General features: G+C 60.4%; 11 protein-coding genes. 2 read left to right on the top strand and 9 right to left on the bottom strand.

Going from position 1 to position 14174, the window contains the following annotated elements; all coding sequences use genetic code 11:
* Positions 1-39 precede the first annotated feature (39 nt).
* The gene (locus tag J3P73_RS18265) at positions 40-1620 is read right to left on the bottom strand and encodes a peptide ABC transporter substrate-binding protein (protein WP_130655992.1); all 1581 of its coding nucleotides are present in this window, start codon (positions 1618-1620) and stop codon (positions 40-42) included.
* A 285-nt stretch (positions 1621-1905) separates the two neighbouring features.
* On the opposite strand from J3P73_RS18265, the gene bglA reads away from it, so the two are divergent.
* Positions 1906-3552 (top strand): beta-galactosidase BglA, encoded by a 1647-nt coding sequence (gene bglA / locus J3P73_RS18260; RefSeq protein ID WP_130692399.1) that lies wholly within the window; start codon positions 1906-1908, stop codon positions 3550-3552.
* Positions 3553-3624: 72 nt separating this feature from the next.
* Here bglA and ade read toward each other — a convergent pair whose 3' ends face one another.
* Both ade and J3P73_RS18250 read right to left on the bottom strand, forming a co-directional pair.
* Complete coding sequence (gene ade / locus J3P73_RS18255; RefSeq protein ID WP_130692397.1) at positions 3625-5322, bottom strand: adenine deaminase; 1698 nt, start codon at positions 5320-5322, stop codon at positions 3625-3627.
* A 119-nt stretch (positions 5323-5441) separates the two neighbouring features.
* Positions 5442-6545, bottom strand: a complete 1104-nt coding sequence (locus tag J3P73_RS18250; protein ID WP_130692395.1) for a branched-chain amino acid ABC transporter substrate-binding protein — start codon at positions 6543-6545, stop codon at positions 5442-5444.
* 491 nt (positions 6546-7036) lie between these two features.
* Between J3P73_RS18250 and J3P73_RS18245 the strand changes: the two genes are divergently transcribed.
* Entirely contained in the window at positions 7037-7951 is a 915-nt protein-coding gene (locus J3P73_RS18245) for an HD-GYP domain-containing protein (protein WP_018073905.1), read from the top strand.
* A gap of 182 nt (positions 7952-8133) precedes the next feature.
* On the opposite strand, the gene aptA is transcribed toward J3P73_RS18245, so the two are convergent.
* From aptA to J3P73_RS18215, 6 genes are all read right to left on the bottom strand, one after another.
* Complete coding sequence (aptA, locus tag J3P73_RS18240) at positions 8134-9459, bottom strand: omega-aminotransferase AptA (RefSeq protein WP_003561419.1); 1326 nt, start codon at positions 9457-9459, stop codon at positions 8134-8136.
* A 357-nt stretch (positions 9460-9816) separates the two neighbouring features.
* Positions 9817-10134 carry an ArsR/SmtB family transcription factor gene (locus tag J3P73_RS18235; protein WP_003561417.1) on the bottom strand — a complete coding sequence of 106 codons (318 nt, stop codon included), beginning with the start codon at positions 10132-10134 and terminating at the stop codon, positions 9817-9819.
* 115 nt (positions 10135-10249) lie between these two features.
* Positions 10250-10999 (bottom strand): HugZ family pyridoxamine 5'-phosphate oxidase, encoded by a 750-nt coding sequence (locus J3P73_RS18230; protein ID WP_075224568.1) that lies wholly within the window; start codon positions 10997-10999, stop codon positions 10250-10252.
* Between the two features lie 31 nt (positions 11000-11030).
* Positions 11031-12083: a choline ABC transporter ATP-binding protein gene (gene choV / locus J3P73_RS18225; RefSeq protein WP_018073908.1), complete on the bottom strand. Its 1053-nt coding sequence runs from the start codon at positions 12081-12083 to the stop codon at positions 11031-11033.
* A complete protein-coding gene (gene choW / locus J3P73_RS18220; protein ID WP_024319499.1) occupies positions 12080-12925 on the bottom strand; it encodes a choline ABC transporter permease subunit in 846 nt (281 codons plus the stop codon). The genes choV and choW overlap by 4 nt, the downstream gene beginning before the upstream one ends.
* Before the next feature lie 72 nt (positions 12926-12997).
* Positions 12998-13954, bottom strand: a complete 957-nt coding sequence (locus J3P73_RS18215; protein ID WP_018073910.1) for a choline ABC transporter substrate-binding protein — start codon at positions 13952-13954, stop codon at positions 12998-13000.
* Between the last annotated feature and the right edge of the window lie 220 nt (positions 13955-14174).

The following is a 14174-nucleotide window of genomic DNA, read 5'->3' as shown; positions in this document are numbered from 1 at the left end:
CCGGTCCTTTCCGCAATGCGCGGAAAGGACCGTTTTCCCTTACTCTTTCATCGACAGCCAACGGGTGCGGTGGATGTCCTGAATGTTGTCGACGAAGCCTTCGATCTTCGGCGAAACGACATTCTTCGAGACGTAGTAGTAGATCGGCAGGGCGGCCGATTCATCGAGCGCCAGCTGCTCGGCCTTCTTGAAGATCGCGGCACGCTTGGTGAGATCGGTCTCGGCGTTGCCTTCCTTGATCATCTTGTCGTACTCGGGATTCGACCAGCGGCCGTAGTTCATCTGGACGCCTGTCACCAGGAGGTTCAGGAAGTTGTCCGGATCGTTATAGTCGGCGAGCCAGCCGGCGCGGCCGATTTCGACCTGGCCACGCTGCATTTGGTCGTAATGCACTTTGGTTTCGGCGTTGACGAGCTCGACATCGACGCCGAGCGGCTTCCACATGGAAGCGATCGCGACGGCGATGCGCTTGTGGTTGTCGTTGGTGTTGTAGCTCAGCACCGCGTGGAGTGGCTTATCCGGGCCGAAGCCGGCTTCGGTCAGAAGCTTCTTGGCTTCTGCGACCTTCTCGCTATAGGGCAGATCCTTCCAGCTGACATAGGCCGGCTCGCCGTAATTCGCCGTGCCCGGCGGCACCCAGGAATAGGCCGGCAGTTCGCCGGTGCCGAGGATCTGCGGGCCGATGACTTCGCGGTTGATCGCCATGGAGAGAGCCTGGCGGACGCGCTTGTCGCTGAAGGGCGGCTTCTGCGAATTGACGACGTAATAATAGAGGCCGGAGAAGGGCGCGACATGCGCCTGGCCCGGCAGGTTCTTCTTCATCCACTCGTATTGGTCGGTCGGGAAGTCGGTGAGGATGTCGAACTCGCCGGCGCGGTAGCGTTTCAGCGCGGCTTCCTGGTCTTCGAGCACGAAGAACTTCGCGCCGTCGATCTTCAGGTCCTTGGTGTCATACCACTGATCGTTCTTGACGGTGGTGACATGCGAGCCCGGAACCCATTCGACCGGCTTGTAGGGGCCGTTGGTGACGATGTTGCCGATCTTGACCCAATCCTGGCCCTTCGCCTCGACGACATGCTTCGGCAGCGGATAGGCGGTGTAATGCATCAGGGCATTGAGGAAATAAGGGGTGGCGTTTTCAAGCGTGATTTCGAGCGTCTTGTCGTCGATCGCCTTGACGCCGAGCTGGTTGAGATCGGTGATCTCACCCTTGTTGATCTTTTCCGCATTCTTGATGGTGAATTGCAGATAGGCATAATCGGCTGCATTCTTCGGGTCGACGAGGCGCTGGAAGGCGAAGACGAAGTCTCCTGCCGTTACCGGCTGGCCATCGGACCACTTGATGCCGTCGCGAAGCTTGAAGGTGTAGACCTTGCCATCAGGCGAAATCGTCCAGCTTTCCGCCTGGCCGGGGATCGGATTATCCTTGGCGTCCTCAGTGACGAGGCCTTCGAAAATGTCGCCGGCGATACGATTTTCCCAGTCCCCGGAAAGCTTCTGCGGATCGAGCGACTGCGGGTCGCCACCATTGTGAATGTTGAGCGTGGCCGCATGGGCCGAAAACGCCAGCAATGTGCCAAGCATTGCGGAGGCGAGAAATTTTTTCGTGAATTGGTTCATGGTGGGTCCACCTTTCTAGGCTTTTCGCCTTTATTAGACATTTGTTCCCGGTATTTGACCTCTTACGTGCAGGTCAGCGCGCACCTTATCGCAAAGGCTTTGCGTTGCAACCCCAAATCCGGAGGGTAGAAACGGGTTGTGGACAAGTCTATATACGTCTCCCCCTTGTCAGATCGCGACGACGCGTCGCGGCCTTTGCAGGGCCTTCATAAAGGCTTCACATGGTTGTCTTTTGTTTCGTCCGCTTTAGTGTGGCGAGCGCAAACGAGGCAGGAGATGTAGCCGATGGCATTGCAGGCAGGCGGGAGTGCGGACTGGTGGCGCGGCGCGGTGATCTATCAGGTCTATCCGCGCTCGTTTCAGGACACCAACAGCGATGGTCTCGGCGATCTCAGGGGAATCACCCGCCGGCTGCCGCATATCGCCAGCCTCGGCGTCGACGCGATTTGGCTCTCGCCCTTCTTCAAGTCGCCGATGGCCGACATGGGCTATGACGTTTCCGATTATTGCGACGTCGATCCGATCTTCGGCACGCTTGCCGATTTCGACGAGATGATGGCCGAAGCGCACAGGCTCGGCATCAAGGTGGTCATCGATCAGGTGATCTCGCACACCTCCGACCGGCACCCCTGGTTCGTCGAGAGCCGGTCGAGCCGGACCAATCCGAAGGCGGACTGGTATGTCTGGGCCGATCCGAAGCCTGACGGCACGGCGCCGAACAACTGGCTGTCGATCTTCGGCGGGCCGGGCTGGGAATGGGACGGCGTACGCCGGCAATATTACCAGCACAATTTCCTGACCTCGCAGCCGGACCTCAACTTCCATAGCAAAGCCGTGCAGGATGCGGTCCTCGAGACGGTGAAGTTCTGGCTCGACCGCGGCGTCGACGGTTTCCGCCTGGATACGGTCAATTATTATTTCTGCGACAAGCTACTCAGGAGCAATCCGCCGCACGAGCCGGATGAGGATGACGCCGGCCTCGATGCGCCCGACAGCAATCCCTACGGCATGCAGAACCACCTCTACGACAAGACGCAGCCAGAAAATGTCGATTTCCTCAAGCGCTTCCGGGCGCTGCTCGATCAGTACGAAGATCGCACGACCGTCGGCGAAGTCGGCGATGGGGCGCGTTCGCTGAAGACGGTTGGCGCCTATACGAGTGGCGGCGACAAGCTGCACATGTGTTACACATTCGATCTGCTCGGGCCGGATTTCACCGCCGAGCATATTCGCGGCTGCGTCGAGGCCTTCCAGAAGGCAGTCACGGACGGCTGGGTCTGCTGGGCTTTTTCCAACCACGACGTCATGCGCCACGTCAGCCGTTTTGCGCGGACGGAGGAAGAGCGGCCTGTCATCGCCAAGCTTGCGATCTCGGTGCTTGCAGCGCTGCGTGGCTCGATCTGCCTCTATCAAGGCGAGGAACTCGGCCTGCCCGAAGCGGAACTCGCCTTCGAGGATCTGCGCGACCCCTACGGCATCCGCTTCTGGCCGGCCTTCAAGGGCCGCGATGGATGCCGCACGCCGATGCCCTGGGAAGCCGGCAAGGCGCATGCGGGCTTCACCTCGGCGGAAAGGAGCTGGCTGCCGGTGCCTTACGAGCAGGCAGCGCTTTCCGTGGATACGCAGGAGGCGGGCGACAACTCGGTGCTGCATCACTACCGCAGGACGCTCGCATTCCGGAAGAGCTACCCGGCGCTGATCGACGGCGACATGACCTTCATGGGCACCAATCAGGATCTGCTCGCCTTCACGCGCGAAAAGAACGGAGAAAAACTGCTCTTCGTTTTCAACCTGACGCGCAAACCGGCGGAATTCCGCCTGCCCGATGGCATGGTGCTCGGGGAACCGCTCGAGATGCCGGGCTTCAAGGCGGTGGCTGGCGCGGGGCTGGTGAAGCTTGCGGCGCTGGACGGGTTTTGCGCGCGGGTTTGATGTTCGTGCTGCTGTGTCTCTGAAGGCGATGGTCAAAGGTTACTCCACTGCGGAGTCAGCCCTGGAATTGCATCACCCAATCAGCGCGAACTTGTCCACATCCACCATGCCGCGGTCGGATATCTTCAGGTGCGGGATGACTGGCAGCGGCAGGAAAGCGAGTTGGAGGAAGGGTTCTTCCAGCGTGGCGCCGAGCGCGAAGGCGGCCTTGCGCAGATGATGGAGGATGTCGCGAACCGTCTCATAGGGCTCTAGGCTCATAAGACCGGCGATGGGCAGGGCGATTTCGCCGGTGACCTTGCCGTCTTCGACGACGACGAAGCCGCCCTTGATCTCGCCGAGGCGGTTTGCGGCGCAGGCCATGTCGTCCTCGCTGACGCCGACGACGCAGATATTGTGGCTGTCATGGCCGACGGTCGAGGCGATCGCACCCTTCTTCAGGCCAAAACCCTGGACGAAGCCGTTGGCGTGGTTGCCGTTCTTGCCGTGGCGCTCGATGACGGCGACCTTGATGATATCGTTCGCAAGATCGACCGTCGTCTCGTTGCCCCTGACGGGCAGGCGATAGCGGCGATGCTCGGTGATGATCTTGCCCGGCAGTACGCCGATGACGGGCGTTTCGCCTTCGGCGACCGGCACGCCGAAATGGGCGGCATTGACGGGTCTGGCCTTGACGCTGTCGAGGCCGATCGGGGCAACCGGTCTGCGCGAGGAAAAGAGTGCATCGGTGACGTGGCGGCCAGCCGAAAAGACCATGTCGGCGCGGCAGTTTTCCAGGCTGTCGAGAACCACCAGATCGGCGCGCCAGCCCGGCGCGACCAGGCCGCGGTCCCTGAGGCCGAAGGCGCGGGCGGCCGAAATCGAGGCGGCGCGGTAGATCGCCAGGGGCTCGACGCCGCTCGCGATCGCCGTGCGGATCATATGATCGAGATGGCCCTGTTCGGCGATATCGAGCGGATTGCGATCGTCGGTGCAGAGCGCCAGATAGGGCGACAGCCGCTCGGTGATAATGGGTATCAGCGCGGCGAGATCCTTGGATACCGAACCCTCGCGCACGAGGATGTGCATGCCCTTGCGGATCTTTTCCAAGGCTTCGCCGGCGGTCGTGCATTCGTGCTCGGTGCGGATGCCGGCCGAGAGGTAACCGTTGAGGTCGTTGCCTGAGAGCAGCGGCGCGTGGCCGTCGATGTGGCCGCCCTGGAAGGCGTCGAGCTTGGCCAGGCAGACGGGATCCTTGTGGATGACGCCGGGGAAATTCATGAATTCGGCAAGTCCGATCACCTTCGGATGGTGGCGGAAGGGCAGGAGGCGCTCGATCGGCAGATCGGCGCCGGAGGTTTCGAGATGCGTCGCCGGAACGCAGGAGGAGAGCTGGACGCGGATGTCCATGATCGTCTCCAGCGCGGATTCGAGAAAGAATTCGATGCCGGCGGTTCCGAGCACATTGGCGATCTCGTGCGGATCGCAGATGGCGGTGGTGACGCCATAGGGCAGAACGCAGCGGTCGAATTCATGCGGTGTGACGAGCGAAGATTCGATATGCAGATGGGTGTCGATGAAGCCGGGGACGACGATCCTGCCCGATATATCGATCTCGGTTTCACCTTCGTAGCTACCTGAGATGCCGACGATGCGATCGGCACCGATCGCAATGTCCGACAGGACGAGTTCGCCGGTGACCAGATCGAAGAAGCGGCCGCCCTTCAGCACGATATCGGCCGGCACGCGGCCGACGCCCTGGTCGATGAGACGTTCGAGCTTGGTGGTCATGGCATTGCTCACATTACAACCGATTCCGAAACTTATAACCGATCTGCCGCCACAAGCGAGTGCCGCAAAATGAAACCGGGCGCCGTAGGGGCGCCCGGTCGTCGACGGTCAGCGATGGTTTATTCGGCGGCGACGATCTTGCCGGCTTCCCACTTGTAGAGCGAGAAGCTCTGCGAGGTCAGGTCGCCGGTCTCGCCGTAGGTGACCTTGCCGATGGCGGTCGGGATTTCTTCGCCGCCCTTCAGCGCGGCCGCGACGGCTTCCGCATCCTCGGCACTGCCGGCCTTCTCGATGCCGGCTTTCAGCACTTCGACGGCGGCATAGGCGTTCAGCGTGAAGGCTTCGGCCGGGATGTTCTTGGCGGCGAGCGCGTCGGCTGCGGCCTTGGAATCCGGGCTCTTGGTGGCGTCCGAAGCGTTGGTGAAGATCGTGCCTCCTGCCGCATCCGTGCCGATTGCCCAGAATTCGGTGTTGGAGAGGCCGTCGCCGCCGATGATCGTCGCGTTGGCGGCGAGGTCATGCAACTGGCGGGCGAGCAAGCCGCCTTCCGGGTGGTAGCCGCCGAAATAGACCACGTCGACCTTTTCGGACTTGATGCGGGTGGTGAGCGCGCTGAAATCCTTATCGCCAGGCGTGATCGCGTCATTGACGACTTCGGTGATGCCGCCGGCATTCAGCGTCGCCTTGAAGGCATCGGCGAGGCCCTTGCCGTAGGCGCCCTTGTCGTTGACGATGGCGACGCGCTTGTCCTTGAAATTCTTCAGCACATATTTGGCGGCGACTTCGGCCTGCTGGTCGTCGCGGCCGCAGGTGCGCAGCACGTTGGTGAGACCACGCTTGGTCAGGTCAGGAGCCGTCGCGGTCGGGGTGACCATCAGCACGCCGTTTTCAGCAAGCACGTCCGAAACTGGAATGGCGACGCCCGAGGTTACTGGGCCGACGACGAAGCGGATGCCGTCGCCGACGACCTTGTTGGCGGCGGAAACGCCCTGCTTCGGTTCGCCGGCATCGTCAGCCAGTCCGAGAACAACCTTCTCGCCGAGAATCCCGCCCTTCTTGTTGATCTCGTCGACGGCGGTCTGAGCGCCGTTCTTCACCTGGTCGCCATAGGCAGCGACGGGGCCTGTCAACGGCGCGATCAGGCCGATGGTGATATCGGCATGGGCAAGCGGCGCAAAGGCGAGTGACGCGACGAGGGTCGCCGTCAATGTCTTGAGGGTCATTGTCTGTCTCCTTGGATGGGGTCATGCGACCCGCGATGAAGCGTCGCGCCGGCTTTTCCGGATCGTTCAACGGCCCAGGAGCCGTGCCAAGGACGATCGATATCGGCGCGATCAATGCGCCCTCCGGCCATATTTGGCTCGAACGGGTGCAACGGCAAGATTTCTAGGAATTTTGGTGAGATTCCGCAAGTTGATAACAAAATGGAACGAAAATCGGCTCGATCCGGCACGAAATCGTCCCAAAATCGTCGATTCTGGCGCCGTCTGCTGATTTTCTGGAGGGTGGCGGTACCCCGCACAATCGCGGTGCGCCGATGAACCTCCTGAATTTCGAGGAAGCTCTCTTGGTCTTTCCGAATATTCGAATTCTGTTTTGCGATTAACACTTGATTCTACCAATTAGAGTAGAATCATTGTTCCCGCATATATTGCTGCGATGCAAAAGAACGGTCGATCATAAACAGAGAGATATTTCAGGAACTGAGATCTGGATGCTGAAGCGTATCGAAGCCAGACAGGTGCGCAACGGAATGTTTGTGGAGGCGATCGAGGGTGCATGGCATGACCCTCTTCTGTCCAAGCGAAGATTTCTGCTGCGCCGTGAAGTCGATGCCCTGAAGCTTCGCAAGAGCGGCATTGAAGGTGTTGTCATCAACACCAGCAGAGGCCTCGACATCGACGGCCTGCCAGGCGGCAATCACGAGATCGACACCAAGGCGGCACGCGAGACTATCCAGAAATCCGTGCAGGTGCTGGAAAGCGTTTTCAGCCGGCTCCAGCATGGCGATGGCATCAGCGTCGATCAGGTGGCGCCGGTGATTTCCTCGGTCTCCAAGTCGATGGATGACAATCCCACTGTCTTTCTGAGCGTTACGCGTCTGAAATCCAAGGACGAGGCAACGTTCCTGCATTCCATTTCGGTGAGTGCGCTGATGATCCTTTTCAGCCGCCATCTCGGACTTGACGAGGCTACGGTGCAGTTGCTCGGCACAGCAGGATTGCTGCACGACGTCGGCAAGCTTGAAATTCCGCTTGAGATACTCAACAAGGAAGGGCGGCTGGACGAAGACGAGATGAAGATGATCCGCGACCATCCCGAAAAAGGGCACGCGATCCTGTCGCGCCAGGAAGGCATGCCGGAGATCGTTCTCGATGTTTGTCTCAACCATCATGAGCGTATCGACGGCAAGGGCTATCCCCGCAGGCTTTCCGAGGCGCAGGTGAGCTTCCATGCGCGTCTTGCTGCGATTTGCGACGTCTATGAGGCTGTGACCTCCGTACGACCGTACAAGGCGCCATGGAGCGCGAACCACGCCCTGAAATGGATGCTTGGCAGCGAAGGGCATTTCGATCGGCGGCTCCTGAAAAAATTCGCCCTCTGCCTTTCCGTCGCCGCGGTGAGCTGAAACCTATCTGGCTTCACAACAAAAGGGCCTGCGTGGGCTTACAGCGCCGCGCGTCTTTTCCGACGCGTAAAGGACGCTGTAACACTTTCAACTGCCGCATAATTTTATCCTTAAATCGATTCCGATTTAAGGAATGCAGGAGGTCCGCCGCAGGCCCTGTTGCCGGAAGTTTCAGAGCTTTCTCAGACGTTGTTCTGCAGGATTGTCCGCAGCTTGCCGAAGAGCTCGTCGATATGGTGCTTCTCGATGATCAGCGGCGGGGAGAGTGCGATGATATCGCCGGTGGTGCGGATCAGCAGGCCGCTTTCATAGGCTTTCAGGAAAGCGGTGAAGGCGCGCTTGGTGGGCTCGCCGGCGATCGGGTCGAGTTCGATCGCGCCGATCAGGCCGGTGTTCCTGATGTCGATGACATTGGGGCAGTCCTTCAGCGAATGCAGCGCGTCGGCCCAGTAGTCGGAAAGCTCGGCGGCGCGTGTCAGCAGGCCCTCCTCCTTGTAGGTGTCGAGCGTGGCGAGTGCGGCGGCGGAGGCGATCGGGTTGCCGGAATAGGTGTAGCCGTGGAAGAACTCGATCATATGTTCCGGGCCGTTCATGAAGGCATCATGGATCTCGGAGGTAACGAAGACGGCGCCCATCGGGATGACGCCGTTGGTCAGGCCCTTGGCGGCGGTGATCATGTCAGGCTTGACGTCGTAATATTGCGCGGCGAAGGGGGCACCGAGGCGGCCGAAGCCGGTGATGACTTCGTCGAAGATCAGGAGAATGCCGTGCTTGGTGCAGATCTCGCGCAGCTTCTGCAGGTAGCCCTTCGGCGGGATCAAGACGCCGGTGGAACCCGCCACCGGCTCGACGATGACGGCGGCGACGGTGGAGGCGTCATGCAAGGTGACGATACGCTCGAGCTCGGTAGCGATGTCGCCGCCATGCTCGGGCTCGCCGCGGGTGAAGTTGTTTTTGCCGGGCTGGTGGGTGTGCGGCATGTGATCGACGCCGGTCAGAAGCGTGCCGAACATCTTACGGTTGGTGACGATGCCGCCGACGGAGATGCCGCCGAAATTGACGCCGTGATAGCCGCGCTCGCGGCCGATCAGGCGGAAGCGTGATCCATTGCCCTTCACGCGGTGATAGGCGAGCGCCACCTTGAGCGCCGTCTCGACGGATTCGGAACCGGAATTGGTGTAGAGAACGTGGTTCAGGCCTTCCGGGGCGATGTCGACCAGGCGGTTGGCCAGTTCGAAGGCCTTGGGATGGCCGAGCTGGAAGGCCGGCGCGTAATCGAGCTCGCCGGCCTGCTCGCGGATCGCCTCGGTGATCTTCGGGCGGCAGTGGCCGGCATTGACGCACCAGAGGCCAGCCGTGCCGTCCAGCACCTGACGGCCGTCATGGGTCGTATAGTACATGTCCTTGGCGCCGACGAACAAACGCGGCTCCTTCTTGAACTGGCGATTTGCCGTAAACGGCATCCAGAAGGCGCGAAGATCGTTCGGTGCGTTGAGGCGATTGGACATGCTGTTCTCCTGGCCGCTGACGGCCCTTTCCCGGGGCTTCACGCCCATATTTTTACTGCCCGGTCAAATTATCAGGGCTTCCCAAGGCGTCAACGGGAAAAGTCCCGAAAGCTCCTCCTGACAGGGGGCTGAAGCTGCTTCGATCGATCACGGGGCGAGCGCTTCAGCGCGATGAGGCTGCAATTCCTTCGCCGCCGGCGAAAGGAGCAGAAAGACCAGGGCACTCAAAGGCACGACCGGCAAATCGCAAATTTGCCGGTCGTGCCATAAGGTTCACGTGCTGAAATATCGTTGCCAGGCCTCCGGGAACATTCCCTTGCAGCACGGCATCGGCCGACATTCATGTCAGCGCTATCATTAAGCGGCGGATCTGTTCCGGTTCTGCACGAGGTAGATGTCTTCGAGCGTTGCCAGGATCTTCATGACCGGCTCGGAGGTGCTCGAATAATAGATGGTTTGTGCGTCCCGGCGGGTCTTGACCAGCTTTTGAGCGCGCAGTTTCGAGAGGTGCTGAGAGAGAGCCGACTGGCTGAGCCCGACCTGCGTCGCAAGCACGCCGACGGCTACTTCGCCCTTCACGAGGCTACACAGGATCAGCAATCTCTTCGGGTTTGCCATGGCCGACAATAAAGCTGCCGCCACGTTCGTGTGATCGGCCAAATCAGAGGTTTCCATATGTTATCTTCCTAATGCGAAACGTACATCAAGTGTGTTGGCGCAGGCCGCCAGCCGGGATTTTGACTGACACCAAAAACTAGCAACTGGGCTCGAAGATTGTATATACCTAAATTTAAGGTATCGAGTATGCTATTTTAGATATGTTTGAACAAATGTGATCGGCATCCACAGCGAGGGTTTCGAACTCGTATCGCAGCAGAAAATCACCGGAAATCATGTCAAAACCTGAGGAATCGATACCACAAATGTGCCAAGACCCCGATTCCGGCGCCTTTAGCCTAATAGCGAGGCTTTCCGCCACATCGGGGTGGCGTTCTACTAAATCTCGCACTGCTTCTGCCGCCCCGACGGCGATCGCCTCATTCGCGGCCGATTGGATTATGAGATCGTTCCCATCGAGTTGGTAGGCGCGGCCAAAACCGCCATTGAGGCTGGCCTGCTCAGGCTTGAGACGGAAGAACAGGAAATCAGGAAAGTCGATATAAAGCTTCGCCTTGGGGTGGCGAGCGAGAAAACGCGTGCGGATACGCGCGTAGAATGCACTGCTGTGCTCGACGGGTTCTGCTAGGCATTGGGTCGTCAAACGGGGATAGGCGAGGGGATCGCCCTTGCCGGGCTCGCCGGTCAGGAGCGAGGCGCGCGGGTCTCTGGCGAGCGCCCTGGTATGAGCTGACAGCTGCGAAACCAGGATGACGGGGATGCCGTCGATATCGGTGGCGACGAGCACGCGGCTGACAAAGGGGAAGCCGTTCTCGGGCGCGAGAACGGCAATCGCCGCGTGCCGGGCGGAGCGCAGAAGCACGCGGGCGAGCTTGCGGGCATCGTCGTCGGTTTCGCGTAAGGGTGAGGCCGGATCTTTCATATCCGCTTTGTGACAAAGCGGATGGAAAACATCAAGCTTCCTGCTTGCGGCGATGGCGGGTAAGGCCGGCAACGATATCCTGAGCCGAGATGGTGCCGACGATCGCGCCGTTCTCGACGATGCCGATACTGCCCGGCTGGCGGGCAAGGGCATCGAGGATATCGATGAGCGGGGTCGCGGCGCGGGCCGTGGCGCTGACGCTCATGCCGGCGGCAGTCTGGCCGAGGCCTGACTGCATGACATCGGCCGCCGTCAGCATGTTGATCGGATTGAGGTTCTGCACGAAATCGGCGACATACTGGTCTGCGGGGTTCTTGACGATGTCGTGCGGCGTTCCGCACTGAATGATGCGGCCACTCTCCATAATGGCGATGCGATTGCCGATGCGGAAGGCCTCGTCGAGATCGTGGCTGACGAAAAGAATGGTCTTCTTCAGCCGCCGCTGGAACTCCAGGAGTTCGTCCTGCAGGCGGGTGCGGATCAATGGGTCAAGCGCCGAGAAAGGCTCGTCCATGAGCAGGATCGGGGCGCCGGTGGCAAAGGCGCGGGCAAGGCCGACACGCTGCTGCATGCCGCCGGAAAGCTCGTTGACCTTGCGGCCTGCCCATTTCGTCAGGTTGACGAGTTCAAGCTGCTCGCCGACGCGGAGCTTGCGCTCAGCCTCCGGCATGCCGGCGAGCTCGAGGCCGAAGCCGACATTCTCGGCGACCGTGCGCCAGGGCAGGAGCGCGAACTGCTGGAACACCATGGAGACAGTGTGCGTGCGCAGATCCCGCAGCGCCTTGGCATTGCAACTGTAGGGGTTGACGGGGCCGGTGGTCGTGGAGACGGCGACATCACCACGCACCACGGGAGCGAGCCCGTTGACGGCGCGCAGCAGCGTCGACTTGCCGGAGCCGGAAAGGCCCATCAGCACCAGGATCTCGCCTTCCTCGATCGTCAGTGAGGCATCGGCAACGCCGAGCACCAAGCCGGTCGCTGCGCCGATTTCGTCGCGCGATTTGCCCTGATCGACCATGGCAAGCGCGGTTTCCGGCCGATCGCCGAAGATGATGCTGACATTGTTAAAGCTTACTGCGGTCATGCACCGCCTCCTTCACCCGCCGTGCGGAACATCCGGTCGAGAATGATTGCCAGGATGACGATACAGAAGCCCGCTTCGAAGCCCTTGGCGATATTGACGGTGTTCAGCGCGCGGACGACGGGCACGCCAAGCCCGGGAGCGCCGACAAGGGCGGCGATGACGACCATCGACAGCGACAGCATGATGGTCTGGGTGAGACCCGCCATGATCTGCGGCGTGGCGAAGGGAAGCTCGATCTTGCGCAGCACCTGTATCGGCGTCGCGCCGAAAGCGACGGCGGCTTCAACGAGGGACGGCGGCGTCGAGATGATGCCAAGGCGCGTCAGCCGGATCGGGGCGGGGATTGCGAAGATGACGGTCGCGATCAGGCCCGGCACCATGCCGAGGCCGAACAGGATGAGCGCAGGGATCAGGTAAACGAACGTCGGTATGGTCTGCATGAGATCGAGTACCGGGCGCATGGCCGCATAGACCCAAGGGCGGCGGGCGGCGGCAATGCCGAGCGGAATGCCGATCACCATACAGACAAAGGTGGCGGCGAGCACGAGGGCGAGCGTCTCCGTCGTTTCCTTCCAATAGTCCTGGTTCACGATGAGCAGCAGCCCGAGACAGGTGAAAACGGCGACCGCGATCGAGCGGCGCAGCCAAAAGGCGATGGCGGTGATGGCCGCGATGACGATCAGCGGATGAGGCTTCTGCAGCACGAAGAGCAGGCCGTCTATGGCGCTCGACAGCAGGAAGGCGATCTGGTTGAAGAACCATTCGCCGTTCGAGGTCAGCCAGTCCACGAAGGATTTGGCCCAGGGGCCAACGGGAATCTTAAATTCGGTGATCCAATTCAAGGGCGCGCCCATCCAGAAAAACAACAATCGGACAAAAATGAAACGGGGCGGCGAGCCGCCCCGTTCGTATCGTCAGAGGCCGAGGCCGGTCTTGGCAGCCGCGAGAGCGTCGCCCTTGCCGTCGCGGGTCTTGACGCCCTTAAGCCAGGGCTCGAGTGCTGCGGGGTTCGCCTTCAGCCATTCGGACGCTGCAGCCTCCGGCTCTTTGCCGTCGTTCAGGATTTTGCCCATGATGTGGTTCTCCATGTCGAGGGAGAACGTCAGGTTCTTCAGCATCGCGCCGACATTCGGGCATTCGTCGAGATAACCGGCGCGGACATTGGTGAAGACCTTGGCGCCGCCGAAATCCGGACCGAAGATATCGTCACCGCCGGTGAGGTAGGTCAGCTTGAAGTTGGTGTTCATCGGATGGGGTTCCCAGCCGAGGAAGACAACGGGCTTGCCTGATTTGTCGGCGCGCGCGACCTGAGCGAGCATACCCTGCTCAGAGGACTCGACGACTTCCAAATCCTTCAGGCCAAAGGTGTTCTTTTCGATCATGTCCATGACGAGGCGGTTGCCGTCATTGCCAGGCTCGATGCCATAGATCTTGCCGTCGAGATCGTCCTTATGAGCGGCGATGTCCTTGAAGTCCTTGATGCCGAGCTCGGCGCCCTTGGCGTTGGTGGCGAGCGTATACTTAGCGCCGACGAGGTTGGGGCCGAAGGATTCGACCGACTTGTCGTCGAGATAGGGCCGGACGTCCTTTTCCTGTGTCGGCATCCAGTTGCCGAGGAAGATGTCGATGTCCTTGTTCTTCAGCGAGGTGTAGGTGACCGGCACCGAGAGAACCTTGATGTCGGTCTGATAGCCGATGCTCTTCAGGACGACGGATGCGGTGGCGGTGGTGGCGGTGATATCCGTCCAGCCGACGTCCGAGAAATGAACCGTAGAACAGCTGTCTGGATCTGCGGCGAAGGCGGCGGTCGCAACGGAGAGGGCGGCGACGGCAGTTGCGGTAACGAATTTGAACGTGCTTGTTATTTTCATTTTAGACTCCCAGTCTTTAAGTTCCCAAGCCAACCATCAATAACCGAGTTTGACAAGCGACCTCAGTGCGTTTGCGTCGTATCGACCTATGCGATTGCGACGTCGGCGGATTTTTTCCGAGCGCCTCGTTTTCAGGGCTTTCGGCGGTTTTCGAGCCGGATTCCTGTGATTATCGTTCTCTCAGGGCTTTTCTTTGCCATTCCGAGCTTTCAATAAGCCG

Origin of the sequence: Rhizobium ruizarguesonis (genome assembly GCF_017357285.1) — a bacterium.
In the GTDB taxonomy this organism is placed as follows: Bacteria; Pseudomonadota; Alphaproteobacteria; order Rhizobiales; family Rhizobiaceae; genus Rhizobium; species Rhizobium ruizarguesonis.
Note: the sequence above shows the minus strand (reverse complement) of the source record. Positions and strands in the feature narration are given on the sequence as shown.

What these genes read in the sequence shown, in the direction of transcription:
- J3P73_RS18265 (WP_130655992.1), bottom strand. Translation starts at nt 1,620, where the DNA reads ATGAACCAATTCACGAAAAAATTTCTCGCCTCCGCAATGCTTGGCACA.
- bglA (WP_130692399.1), top strand. Translation starts at nt 1,906, where the DNA reads ATGGCATTGCAGGCAGGCGGGAGTGCGGACTGGTGGCGCGGCGCGGTG.
- ade (WP_130692397.1), bottom strand. Translation starts at nt 5,322, where the DNA reads ATGACCACCAAGCTCGAACGTCTCATCGACCAGGGCGTCGGCCGCGTG.
- J3P73_RS18250 (WP_130692395.1), bottom strand. Translation starts at nt 6,545, where the DNA reads ATGACCCTCAAGACATTGACGGCGACCCTCGTCGCGTCACTCGCCTTT.
- J3P73_RS18245 (WP_018073905.1), top strand. Translation starts at nt 7,037, where the DNA reads ATGCTGAAGCGTATCGAAGCCAGACAGGTGCGCAACGGAATGTTTGTG.
- aptA (WP_003561419.1), bottom strand. Translation starts at nt 9,459, where the DNA reads ATGTCCAATCGCCTCAACGCACCGAACGATCTTCGCGCCTTCTGGATG.
- J3P73_RS18235 (WP_003561417.1), bottom strand. Translation starts at nt 10,134, where the DNA reads ATGGAAACCTCTGATTTGGCCGATCACACGAACGTGGCGGCAGCTTTA.
- J3P73_RS18230 (WP_075224568.1), bottom strand. Translation starts at nt 10,999, where the DNA reads ATGAAAGATCCGGCCTCACCCTTACGCGAAACCGACGACGATGCCCGC.
- choV (WP_018073908.1), bottom strand. Translation starts at nt 12,083, where the DNA reads ATGACCGCAGTAAGCTTTAACAATGTCAGCATCATCTTCGGCGATCGG.
- J3P73_RS18215 (WP_018073910.1), bottom strand. Translation starts at nt 13,954, where the DNA reads ATGAAAATAACAAGCACGTTCAAATTCGTTACCGCAACTGCCGTCGCC.